The sequence below is a fragment of the Alcaligenes pakistanensis genome (assembly GCF_014652815.1).
GTDB lineage: Bacteria > Pseudomonadota > Gammaproteobacteria > Burkholderiales > Burkholderiaceae_B > Alcaligenes > Alcaligenes pakistanensis.
Genome location: NZ_BMZN01000001.1, coordinates 59,046 through 71,074, shown reverse-complemented (window position 1 = coordinate 71,074; position 12,029 = coordinate 59,046). Strand labels below are relative to the sequence as shown.

General features: G+C 54.1%; 10 protein-coding genes. 3 read left to right on the top strand and 7 right to left on the bottom strand.

Annotated features, from left to right (window positions below; translation table 11 throughout):
• Positions 1-9: 9 nt before the first annotated feature.
• The 4 genes from IE156_RS00330 to IE156_RS00315 all read right to left on the bottom strand — a co-directional run bounded on the left by IE156_RS00330 (position 10) and on the right by IE156_RS00315 (position 4,399).
• Positions 10-1,002 carry a VOC family protein gene (locus IE156_RS00330; RefSeq protein ID WP_189390514.1) on the bottom strand — a complete coding sequence of 331 codons (993 nt, stop codon included), beginning with the start codon at positions 1,000-1,002 and terminating at the stop codon, positions 10-12.
• Positions 999-1,862, bottom strand: coding sequence for an alpha/beta hydrolase (locus IE156_RS00325; RefSeq protein ID WP_189390513.1), 864 nt, complete (start codon positions 1,860-1,862; stop codon positions 999-1,001). The genes IE156_RS00330 and IE156_RS00325 overlap by 4 nt, the downstream gene beginning before the upstream one ends.
• A 4-nt stretch (positions 1,863-1,866) precedes the next feature.
• A complete protein-coding gene (locus tag IE156_RS00320) occupies positions 1,867-3,105 on the bottom strand; it encodes an MFS transporter (RefSeq protein ID WP_189390512.1) in 1,239 nt (412 codons plus the stop codon).
• A gap of 169 nt (positions 3,106-3,274) precedes the next feature.
• On the bottom strand, positions 3,275-4,399 hold the full coding sequence (locus tag IE156_RS00315) for an MFS transporter (RefSeq protein WP_189390511.1): 1,125 nt from the start codon (positions 4,397-4,399) through the stop codon (positions 3,275-3,277).
• 97 nt (positions 4,400-4,496) lie between these two features.
• On the opposite strand from IE156_RS00315, the gene IE156_RS00310 reads away from it, so the two are divergent.
• The 3 genes from IE156_RS00310 (at position 4,497) to IE156_RS00300 (ending at position 7,945) form a co-directional block, all read left to right on the top strand.
• The gene (locus tag IE156_RS00310; RefSeq protein WP_189390510.1) at positions 4,497-5,270 is read left to right on the top strand and encodes an AraC family transcriptional regulator; all 774 of its coding nucleotides are present in this window, start codon (positions 4,497-4,499) and stop codon (positions 5,268-5,270) included.
• 189 nt (positions 5,271-5,459) lie between these two features.
• Positions 5,460-6,776, top strand: a complete 1,317-nt coding sequence (locus tag IE156_RS00305; protein WP_189390509.1) for a M20 metallopeptidase family protein — start codon at positions 5,460-5,462, stop codon at positions 6,774-6,776.
• A 128-nt stretch (positions 6,777-6,904) separates the two neighbouring features.
• Positions 6,905-7,945: a methyltransferase gene (locus tag IE156_RS00300; protein WP_189390508.1), complete on the top strand. Its 1,041-nt coding sequence runs from the start codon at positions 6,905-6,907 to the stop codon at positions 7,943-7,945.
• A gap of 57 nt (positions 7,946-8,002) precedes the next feature.
• Here IE156_RS00300 and IE156_RS00295 read toward each other — a convergent pair whose 3' ends face one another.
• The 3 genes from IE156_RS00295 to IE156_RS00285 form a co-directional block, all read right to left on the bottom strand.
• Positions 8,003-8,452, bottom strand: a complete 450-nt coding sequence (locus IE156_RS00295; protein ID WP_189390507.1) for an Hsp20/alpha crystallin family protein — start codon at positions 8,450-8,452, stop codon at positions 8,003-8,005.
• A 191-nt stretch (positions 8,453-8,643) separates the two neighbouring features.
• The gene (locus IE156_RS00290; protein ID WP_189390506.1) at positions 8,644-10,167 is read right to left on the bottom strand and encodes a nucleobase:cation symporter-2 family protein; all 1,524 of its coding nucleotides are present in this window, start codon (positions 10,165-10,167) and stop codon (positions 8,644-8,646) included.
• A gap of 55 nt (positions 10,168-10,222) precedes the next feature.
• Positions 10,223-11,599, bottom strand: coding sequence for an 8-oxoguanine deaminase (locus IE156_RS00285; protein WP_189390505.1), 1,377 nt, complete (start codon positions 11,597-11,599; stop codon positions 10,223-10,225).
• Positions 11,600-12,029 lie beyond the last annotated feature (430 nt).

Genomic DNA, 12,029 nt, shown 5'->3' with positions numbered 1-12,029 from the left:
GTGGTTTCCTTAAACTTGCGCCCACAAAGGCAAAGAGTGACAGCGATCCAGAGCACGCTCGCCATCCAGGGTGATGTACCACTCACTGAGCAAACCATCGGGGTCGCGAAGAAAGAAAGAACGCTTCCAAGGCAGGTTCACGTCGTGAATGGGGCTAATGTTCTGCCCTTTCAAGCGCTCCAGAGTGTGCTCCAGATCCTGCAGGCTGGCCAGCTCGAAGCTGCCATGAGAAAACGAGGCCTGTTCGTCCTGCACCAGGACCAGGCTGTAATCATAATTAGCCAGACCGGCGCGCAAGTAGACGACGTGCTCATCTTGATAAACCACGTCCAAACCACCGACTTCGGTGTAGAAAACACGCATGGCATCCAGTTGAGCCGTACGTAATACAGCATGGGTGACTCGGCGCGGCTGTACAGGTGCATCAGCAACCGTTTCCAGAATAGGGGTGGAGTCGTAGCGCCCCTCGGTAAAGGGTTCCTGAGCTTCCGGGTCCCAGCGGCTGGTCAACAACTCCATCGGGCCACCCAGCACACTACGCCAGTCTTTGATGGTGTCGCAGTAGAACTCGTTGTAGTTACCATCAGGGTCAAACATATAGACGCTATGGGCCACTTGATGATCCACCGTCATATCAATGTCGCGACCTTGTTCTTTGGCGCGCTTCCAACCGGCGACCAGCTCGGCCTCGTTATCCAGTTCCCAGGCCAAGTGGTTCAAACCGGGTTCCAGACCAATGGTGCCGGGCAACTGCAACAGGCCGTCGCGGCCATAACGGTTGACGCCTTTGGTGGTTTCCATCATGCCCAGATCATGGGGGGTATGGCCGGTACCCAAAAAGGTGGCGACCAGATCAGGCTCGGTAAATTCCACTTTCAGGCCGCAGATCTGGCTGTAGAAATCTTCACCGCGTTGCAGTTCATCTACCCACAGATTGACGTGGCCCAGACGGCGGGGCTCAAAGCACGCCGCTAGGGTGGAGTGGGAAGTTGCTTGTGTCATAGTCTCTCCTCCTTGGTATGACGGTCCATGGTCTGCAGCAAAGCCAGCGTCAATGCGCTGCCGCTTTGCTCCAGATCCATCAAGACATTGAAATGATTTCGGTTTGGCACGGCCAAGCGGTGCACTGAGCAGCCCGCCAGCTCGCATTGCCGGGCGTAGTGACGGCTTTGTTCTTGCATGACAGCCGGTTCCTTTTCACCCCAGGCCACCAGCACAGGTGTTTGGGCAGCAGGCGGATGCAAAGCTGGGCTGTAGCGCTGGGCTTGTTCTTGGTCCAGTTGCAGCCAGTCATTGACGGCGGTTTGCAAAATAGGATGCAAATCCATGACACCGCTGATGATGCTGGCGCTATGGATCCGGCGCTGTGTGCGTTGGGCGTCTGCCGCCAGCAACATACCGCTTAAATGGCCGCCTGCAGAACTGCCACTAATATGAATACGCAGAGGATCGCCATTGAATTGCGCCGCATGGGTGTATACCCACTGCAGGGCGCGTTCACATTGCTCGATCATTTGAGGCAGGCGGTACGCGGGGGCCAGACCATAATCCAGGCAAATCACGGTGGCACCTGCCGCGTGCAGGCTTTGTGCCATCATGGCCGAGTCATCCTTGGACAACATGCGCCAGTAGCCACCATGAATGAATAGATAAACAGGGGCCCCGGCTTGGCTGGCGGCATAAATATCTAGCTTCTCGACCGCCTCATCGCCATAAGCATGCGTGCTGAAACAGGGCTTTAATGCCAATCGAGCCCGCTCGCTGGCCTGTCGATAAGCCGCCATTTCTGCGTCAAAGTCTGCGACCGAAGCCTGGAGGCGGTACTGGTCCAGATCCGCCGGATCGAAAACAAGTTTGTTCATTGCATTACTCCGCCTGCGCCGACGGCAAACGGTTCAGCATCAGAAAACCGATGAAAACCAGTACTTCCACGGCCAGAAAGCTGCCAAAAGCCCAGACGTAGGAGCCGGTCAGGCTCAACAAGAGGCCCAGCAGGGACGGTGCGACAAAGGTGGCAAACACCCCGCCCATTTCGGCATAGCCAGCGGCGCAAGGGCCCAGATTGACGCCGTAGCGTTCACCCACATAACTGAAGATGGCGCCGCCATGAAACACGCCGACCCCGCAAAGCAATGCCACTATCAACAAGCCGGTATGGGGCAAGGATTGCCAAGCAGCCAGCACACAGGCGCAAGCCGCCAGAATAGTCAGCCACATGCCAATCCGCATGACGCCCACTCGAGTACAGCGATCGCTGACGTACCCACCTAGAATCAGGAAAAAGACTTGAGACAAGCCCATGACGGTGCCAAACAAAGGCGCTTGTTCGGGAGCCAGACCTTGCACATCAATTAGGGCGGGAATCAGCCAGGTTGCGGTTGCAGCAACCGAGAACAAGGCACCGAAGATGGCCAGGATGCCGACCCAAATCCAGGGACGGGCGGCAATGGAGCGCAGTACGCCGGCATCAGTCTGGATTTTGTCGTGCGGATCTTGATAGGGCCCGGAGCGCACAATCAATTGTGTGATCAGACAGGAGCTTAAGGTCAGCCCCCCTAACACCAGGAAAAACGCGCGCCAGCCATGTGCCATGGCATAAGGCAGCCCCAGCGCAAAGTCCAAGGTAATCGCTAGTGAATACGCCGCCAAAATAATGCCCAGGACCAAGCCCTGACGACGTGGCGCAAACCACTGCATGACAATTTTCATGGACCCGACCCAGACGGCAGAGTCAAAAAACCCCACAACCAGACGTAGCAGAAACAACTGTGTGAAGTCTTGAGCCTGGGTTTGCACCAGCATCAGCAAACCACTACCACCCAAACCAATCAGATACAGACGGGCGGAGCTCATGGAGCGGCCGCGGGGCGCCCAGAACAACATGCCCAAGGCAAACGAAACCCCAAAAGCGCCCTGCACCAAACCCGCTTGCGCCGGGCTGAGCGACAGGTCTGCCGACACAATTTTAATGACGGCCGCAAAACCATAAAAGTCGGCTGCCAGGCACATTTCGCCCATGACAGCCATTAAGAGCATTAGTACCGCCACCGTGCCGCGTGGCTTGGCCTTATCGAGCGAAGTGCCCATAACCCCCTGTTCCACCATGTCATCCTCTCCTTGGGAAAATGTTCAAGCTGGGTGTTTGTCAGACACACCCTTTGATTGCTTTAAACATGAAGGATTATGGTGATCAAGACTAATGCATGTCAATACATATGTATTAGTATATTCCCTACGATGAGCCGCCTTACTAAAAGGAGATTAAGGCTGATTTTCAGGTTTTATGAATGGGCAGGGCCAGACAAATAGCGGCCAACAAGGCACAAACCAGCGTTACATCGGCTAGATTCCCCCACCAGGCCGACAGAGCCAAACCAATTCCCAGCAGCAGGCTGTACATCAAACCAAAAACCGCTCCGGCCATTCCAGCAACGGCACGATAGTGCTGCAAGGCACTGGACAGGAGATTAGGAATGGCTACGGCATAAGCCAGAGCCAGTAGTACGGCGGGCAAGAGAAAAATCAGTTTTTCACCGGCCAGTTCAAGCCCAATTGCCGATACGACCAGCAGCACAATGCCCCGCCAGATCAAGCGGCGGGAGGATAGCCCGCCTGCCAGCCAACGGCTGTTCAAGAAAGCTCCCACAAATGTCCCCGCGGCCAGCAACAAACCAGCAACCATCATCGGGCGGTTATTGGAGCCCAAGCCTTGCAGCAGGAACGGAGCCCACTGATAAAAGGCAAAAATGGTGGTATTGAATAGGGCCACCAAGATGGCTGATTGCCAAATGGCTGGATCTTGCAGCAAGCGAATCATTACTTGCCCCAGGCTGTGACCTTGGCTGCGGGCTGGGCGGGTTTCAGGAAGGTGAAACAAGCTGACAGCCAGCAGAATCAGGGCTAACACCAGCAAACCGATAAAGACCGGCATAAGCTGAGCCCCTGCCGATAAAGCCACACCCATGGCCAGGCCCAGCAAGGGGCTCAAGGCTAAAGCCGCTCCGATGGTGCCGAATATTTTGGCCAGTTCCTTGGCTTGATAACGGTCGCGCAGCATGGTCTGTACACCTATAGAGCCCACCGCGGCACCAAAGGCACTCATCATGCGCGCCAGCAAAAGCATATTAAAATCCAGACTGAACAGCGCCATCAGGCAACCTAAGCCATAGACGCTTAGACCCGCCAACACGGCAGGCCGTCGCCCTGCCCGATCACACAGCCAGCCCCAAAACAGCACGCCGACTGCAAAGGCCACAAAGTAGACCGACAAGGTTTGGCCGGCCCGGCCTGCAGCTACAGCATAGGTGTCGGCAATCAAGGGTAAAGCGGGGCTGTAGGCGGTTTCCACCACCTGAGGAAACATGATCAAAGCGATCATTAAAAGAAGAAAACGCGGCATGCCAATTCACACATTAATTTGAAAAGAATCAGCGTAATCCTGGCCGGATTTTTCTATTACAAGTATTCTTCTTAAAAACCCATGAAATCGGACAAACATGCCTTACTTAGACGCCAGTGACCCTTTCCCGGACCTGACCGATCGTCATGCCTTAGGTATTGCAGCCCGTTTAGCCCAGCATGACTCGGGGCTGCACCAGCATCCCTGGGGGCAGATTTTGTATACGCGTAGTGGCTGCATTACGGTCACCCTGGATCAGCAACTGTGTTTATTGCCGCCGGGACGATTGATCTGGATTCCTGCTCTTCTCCCCCACCAGGCGCAGATGAGCCAGCACGTGGATTACCGATCGGTCTATCTGGACCCGGGCCATTACCCGAACTTACCGCCCAAGGTTCAGTTGTTGGCAGCCAATGAGGTGTTGACGGCAGTATTGGAACGAGTCGCTCAAGCTGATCTAGACCAAGACTGGGACCAGCCTCCTGCTTTGCATGTAATGCTGGTTTTATTGGACGAGTTGCAACGGGCTCCAGATCAGGCCCTGTTTCTGCCTTTGCCGCTAGACGCCCGCTTGCGACATATTGCGCTGGATACCCTGCCTCCGGCCTTACATGTACTGGCCACTTATCTGGGTGCCAGCGAGAAAACGATCAGCCGCTTGTTCAAACGCGACACAGGCTTGAGCTACCAGCAATGGCGGCAACAATGGCGTTTGCTCAAGTCCATCGAACAGCTCTCTACCGGCGGTAGCGTGACCCAGCTCGCGTCGGACTTAGGTTTTGCCAGCGACAGTGCTTTTATTGCCTTTTTCAAGGAACAGACTGGCCTGACGCCGGGTCAGTACGCTCGTCAGCAAAGTTATTTTGATTAGATTCACATCATTCCCCCGGCTTGCTACGCGAGTATTTTTTTGTACCGTTTGAAGACTGCTTTAGGTGTTCTTAGCCACCACATCTTCAATAAAATCCAACCTTCTAGGTGTCAATCAATGGCGCTGTTTATGACATAGAGCAGTGCTATGATCAAACGCTTATTACTACTAAAAATGAGAGGGGACTTTATGAAATACTCATTCCGCTTGAGCCTGTTGGCAGCGACGTGTTTGATGGCCAGCACGGCTTTGGCACAAGCCAGCAACCCTATTATTGACACGGCGATGAGCAAGGCCGACGCTCTGGAACAGCAAGTTATTGAATGGCGTCGCCACATTCACCAGAACCCCGAGCTGTCTTATCAAGAACACAACACAGCGGCCTATATCAAAGCGGCGCTGGAAACCATGCCCGGCTATGAGATCCAAACCGGAATTGCCCAGACGGGTATCAAGGCTGTACTGAAAGGCGGCAAACCCGGCCCCGTGGTGGCCTTGCGGGCTGATATGGACGCCCTGCCCGTGCAGGAACGTAATGATCTGCCCTTCAAATCCACGGCCAAGGGGACCTGGCAAGGCAAAGAGGTGTCTGTCTCGCACGCTTGCGGCCATGACACCCACGTGGCCATGCTCTTAGGCGCAGCCAAGGTGTTCTCGGATATGCGTGCGGAATTGCCCGGCACCATTGTGCTGCTGTTCCAGCCAGCCGAAGAACAAGGCCCAGGCAAACCGCTGAGCGGTGCCAATGCCATGATGGCCGAAGGCGTCCTGGACAAGCCTAAAGTGGATGTAGTGATGGGCCAGCATATTGGGCCGTCTTATCCGGCAGGTAGCATCGGTTATCGACAAGGCAGTTTGATGGCCAGTGGTGACGTGTTCTCCATTTCCCTGGCGGGTAAAGGTGGTCACGGCTCATCGCCTTGGAATGCGGCTTCGCCTGTCGTAGCGGCAGCAGAAACGGTGGTGGCCCTGAACAATATCATTGCGCAGCGCACCAACCCGCAAGACGGAACAACCGTGGTGACGGTCGGTTCGCTGCAAAGCGGCAATCGCCCCAATGTGCTACCAGAGAGTGCCGACATCAGTGGCACCGTGCGTTCACTGTCCAAGCAGAATCAGGCTACGGCTCATGAGCTGATCCAGCGTTATGCCCAAAACATCGCCGCCAACCATGATTTGAAGGCAACCGTGCGTATCGACACCGGCTACGAAGTCTTGGTCAGTGATCCTAAAGCGACGCAAACCGTGATCCCGGCTCTGGATCTGGCAACAGACGGCATCGGTGCTAAAGAAGTACCTCCGGGCATGGGCTCGGAAGATTTTGGTGCTTTTGGTAAAAACGTTCCAGTCGTCTTCTGGCGTCTCAATGCCTCGCCCTATTCCGACAAGATGGGTTCCCCTAATCACTCGCCTGAGTTCATGATTGATGAAAAAGCATTGCGTATTGGCACACGGGCCTTACTGGCTAGTTCTTTGACTTACATGATCCAAAGCAATAAGCCTTAGTTTTTCGACATTATTGACTTAGGAAATCATGCATATTAGTCGCTCATTCTGACTGATTGGCTTTCGTTTTTCTAAATGGCCGGTTCACTGTTTCAGTGGCCGGCTTTTTTTTATAAAAGGGAGTAGACATGACGATACACAAAGAAATGAGTGATCTTATGCCGGGCCCGGATCAGGACTACGAAAGTGGACCGGAATTATTGTCTCTGATCATGGCGTATTCCATCTCCACCGCTGTACGCGCCGCTGCCCAACTAGAGTTGGCCGATCTGTTGAAGCAAGGCCCCAAGACCATAGAAGCACTGGCGACGGCCAGCCGTACTCAGCCTATCCACCTGCAACGTATCTTGCGTGTGCTCTGTGCCCATCGTGTTTTCCGTGAGCAGCCTGCTAATACCTATCAGCTTGATAAGCTGGGCTGGAGCTTATGCTCGGACTCCCCTACTCGCTTAAAAGAAGCGGCCTTAATGTTGACTGACCCTGCTTTTTTTCATTGCGCCGGAGATTTATCGCAAGCAGCGGCCGGGATTCCTATATTTCGAGAAAGATTTGGTCATGGCTTCTTTGAACATTGGGAAGATAAATCTATTCACGATATTTTCCATCAAGGGGTGGCGGGTTTATCACGTGCATCGAATGTTTTCTTGATTAATCAAATTGACATTCCCGATGGCGCGACCGTGGTCGATGTAGGCGGGGGAATCGGCGGCTTATTACTGCTGATTCTGCAAAAATTCCCTACGGCATCCGGAGTTCTGTTCGATCAGGCCCAGGTTTTAGCTAACTCGGTCTTGCCTAGCTTGAACCAGCCCGAACGCTGGCAACTGCTGGAAGGCGATTTCTTTCAGCGCTGCCCCGCTGGTGATATCTACCTGTTGCAGATGATTCTGCACGACTGGAGTGATGAGCAAGGCGTCACCATTTTGCGTAACTGTAAGCAGGCCATGCCTGACAACGGCCGAATCCTGGTGTTGGAAAGTGTGATCGAGCCTGATAATCAAGCCAGTGAGGGAAAACTGCTGGATTTGGTCACCATGTGCGTATTGGAAGACAGCCGGGAGCGCACATTGGCCGAATTCGAGGCCATGTTCGAGCGCGCTGGCTTGCGTTTGTTACGCCGCATTGAGGCGGGAGGGATCGCCTCCATTCTGGAGCTTGGGCATCAATAACTGATACCCATAAAAAACCGCGCCTCTAGAGGCGCGGTTTTTGTTTAACAGTGCAGATTAGCGAATTTCTAGCTTTTTAGCCCCTGCTCCACCCTTTTTCTTGGGCAGAACCAGTTCCAAAACACCGTTTTCGCATTTGGCACTGGCCTGTGCATCGTCAATGTCTTGAGCCAGGCTGAAACGACGGGTTTGCACGCCGTAATAGCGCTCGCTGCGCAAAACTGTATCACCGTCCTTTTCTTCCTGGGCACGGCGGCTTTCAACTCGTATAGACACCACGTTGCCATCTACGCTGACATGTACGTCTTCTTTGTTAATGCCGGGAATCTCGGCACTGACTTGATAGGCTTCTTCAGTTTCCTTGACATCCAGCCGAATGCTGGGCGGTGTATTACCTGCTAAAGAACCAACAACGGGTACTCGCCGGAAGATATCTTCAAAGTCCCGCCAGGTGTCCACGCTCGCCAGATCACCAAACGGATTAAAACGTGTCAAATTACTTGCCATGTTTGATCTCCATTTTCGCTTGCTGAGCCCTGCTGCTAGGGAAGGCGTGGGCTCGTTCGCCTACGCCACTAAACATGGTGTTAGTGCCTGATATTTCAAGCCCTTAGATAAAAAAAACCCGCCTGACTCCCTAGAGAGAGCAGACGGGCAAAGGTACGATCTTATGTTTTTTGCGCTACGTTTTCAGGGAATCAGGTGCTGCTTAAACCGGGTTTCGTGTGCAGGACAGCATGTTGTTCTGGCTCGGGATGTTCATCGCCAATAACAGGAATTTCCTGACCATCTTTATCCATGACCTTACCGTTGATCACGTGGTCGCCCTCGTTCAGCTTGGCCAGGTCAGAGACCCGCAGATAACGACCACCACCGGCGGCAAAGACAGAAGGCTGATCGGGATTGCCCAAGGTGAAGTGGTTGAACAGCAGGTTCAGCACAATGGCGACCAGGGCAGCTGAGCTAATACCAGAGTGGAAAATCGTTGCAAACCAGACCGGAAAGTGCTCGTAAAACTTGGGAGCCACGATGGGGATCATGCCGGCACCGATAGCGGTCGCCACGATGATCAGGTTCATATTATTTTCGTAGTTCACTTTGGCTAGGGTACGAATACCGCTAGCTGCGACGGTGCCAAACAAGACCATGCCTGCCCCACCCAAGACAGCAGGCGGTACCGCGGCAACCAGACGTCCCATCACGGGCAGCAAGCCCAGTGCAATCAGAATCAGGCCACCAAATGCGACTACATAACGGCTTTTCACGCCGGTTACGGCGACCAGCCCCACGTTTTGTGCAAATGCGCTTTGCGTGAAGGAGCCAAAAATAGGCGCAATCAAGCTGGACAGCATATCGGCACGAAGGCCATCACCCAGGCGACGCGAGTCAACCTTCGTTTCGATAATGTCGCCCACAGCCAAAATGTCGGCCGAGGTTTCGACCAGCGTCACCAGAATTACAATCACCATGGAGATAATGGCGGCCGTCTGGAACGTAGGCATGCCAAAGTGGAACAGGCTGGGCAATGCAAAGACTTCACCTTCACCGACGGTCGAGAAGTCAGCATGACCCATGGCCGCAGCAATAATGGTGCCGATGATGATGGCCAGCAAAATCGACAGACGCGAAATGCTGGCGCTGCCTAATTTGCTTAGCAACAGCACAATCAGCAAGGTCATGGCGGCCAGGGAAATATTGCCGACACTACCAAAGTCAGGAGCGGAGGGATTTCCGCCCATGGCCCAGAATGCAGCAACCGGCATCAAGGTCAGGCCAATAGTCGTGATCACGCATCCCGTTACCAAAGGTGGAAAAAAGCGGATGACCCGTGAAAAGATCGGGGTAATAAGCAAACCTATCAAGGACGCTACGATGACCGCGCCAAATACCGCTGGCAAGCCGCCGCCAGTACCCAAAATGGCAATCATGGTGGCGACACCGGAAAACGATACGCCTTGAACCAGAGGCAGGCGGCAACCAAAAAAGGGAACGCCCAAGGTTTGCAACATGGTGGCCAGGCCACCCATGAACAGGCAGGCCGTGATCAGCAAGCCGGTTTCATTGGCGGGCAGCCCCGCTGCTTCGCCAATAATCAGCGGTACGGCAATAATGCCGCCGTACATGGTTAATACGTGTTGGAAGCCGTAGGCCAGGTTGGCACCCAGGCCCAGGTTCTCGTCTTCGGGGCGTATCGGGTCCGTAGCCCTTGTTGCTGTTGTCATTCATGTCTCCAAATAAGAAATAGGCAGGGCTCTGTTGGCCCTGTCGCTACCAAAATCAAATCGTCGTTGCGGTGTCCAACATCTTGTCGCGCAAACGGCGTGCCGCAGCTTGATGGCGCTGCATCAAATCCTGCAAATCAATACCGCAAGGTTGGCCGTCAATGACCCGCCACTGACCGGCGACCATGACGCGATCGGCCCGATCTGCGCCGCAGAGCAGCAAGGCAGCCAAGGGGTTTTCTGCGCCTGAAAAGCGCAATTCATCTAGTGTGAACAAGGCCAGATCGGCTTGTTGTCCTACATTCAAGCCGCCAATGTCTTCGCGGCCCAGGCAGCGAGCCGAGCCTTGGGTGGCCCAACGAATGACGGCTTGATGTGTCACTTGGCCCGGTTCATAGCGCAGGCGGCCTAACAAAAGTGCCTGTCGCATTTCCTGGGCCAGATTGGAGTGATCGTTAGAGGCAGAACCATCCACAGCCAGACCGACTGGTGCGCCTGCCGCTTCCAGTTCAATGGTGCGGCACAGGCCACTGCCCAGCACCATATTGGACGAGGGGCAATGTGCAATACCGGTGCCGGCTCGGCCCAGGCGCTGGATTTCCTCATCGTTGAAATGGATGCCGTGCGCCAGCCAGGTGCGATTACTTAACCAGCCTTGCTGATCCAGATAATCCAGTGGACGCATGCCGAACAGACGTTCGCAGTAAGCGGTTTCGTCCTCGGTTTCAGCCAGGTGAGTGTGCAGACGTACATCTTCGCGTTCGGCCAGTTTGGCGCTTTCACTCATCAAATCGCGGCTGACAGAAAACGGCGAGCATGGCGCCAGAGCCAAGGTAATCATGGCTCCGTCTTCGCGTTGGTGATATTGGCGAATCAGGCGCAGGCTATCGTCCAGAATGGTTTGCTCGTCCTGCACGACGCTTTGTGGGGGCAAACCACCCTGGTCGCGGCCCACGCTCATGGACCCTCGGGTCAAAGCAGCCCGGACGCCCAGACGTTGAGCAGTTTCAGCCTGACAATCAATGGCGTGCTGCAAGGCCCCGGAAAACACGTAGTGATGATCCGCGACAGTAGTACAACCGGATTGCAGCAGCTCCACCATAGCCAGCTCGCTGGCAATCTGCATTTGCTCATCATCCAGCCCTGCCCATACGTCATACAACGTGGTCAGCCATGGGAACAAAGGCTTGTTCAGCGCTGGGGTGTAGGCCCGCGTCAGGGTTTGGTAAAAGTGATGATGGGTATTCACCAGGCCTGGCAGCAGAACATGGCGGGAAGCATCCCAGCTTTGATCGTAGGCTTGGCGAGGCTGCTGTCCAGCAGCGACTTTTTCGATAATGCGGCTGTCTTGTACCAGTACACCACCGGCGGCTTCCGCGTCAGAACAGGCCAGTGGGCGACGAATCCACAAAATTGGGGAACGGCTAGTCATTGTTGAGTCTCCAGCGTTTTATTTGTTGCTTATTGTTGTCAGTTCAACTTACTGACTTATATATCCGCTGTGATAAGGGTTATTCAGGTCCCTGGGTTCTAAGCACTCTGCACCCCAGCAAGCCTAGGGAATCACCGCCCCATCCAGGAAGTTCTATACCTGCTATATGGATTGCTATATATCGGCAAGGCCACCTTTTTTGCTTTCATGCCCTCAAAAAAAAGATCCTTAAACTCAGGATTTATCCTGTGGACAAAACGCTGGGTTTGGTGTCGTTTACTCCCTTAAAACCTAAACCATTGGCCTGCTTAAGAAATTATTTAACGGCATAAATAAGCATATAAAACGGCTTGTTCAGACATTTTGACCACCTCCATACAGTCGTGTTACTTGTGTCGCTAAGCGCAGAAATAGCGTCGTTGTGCGGAAC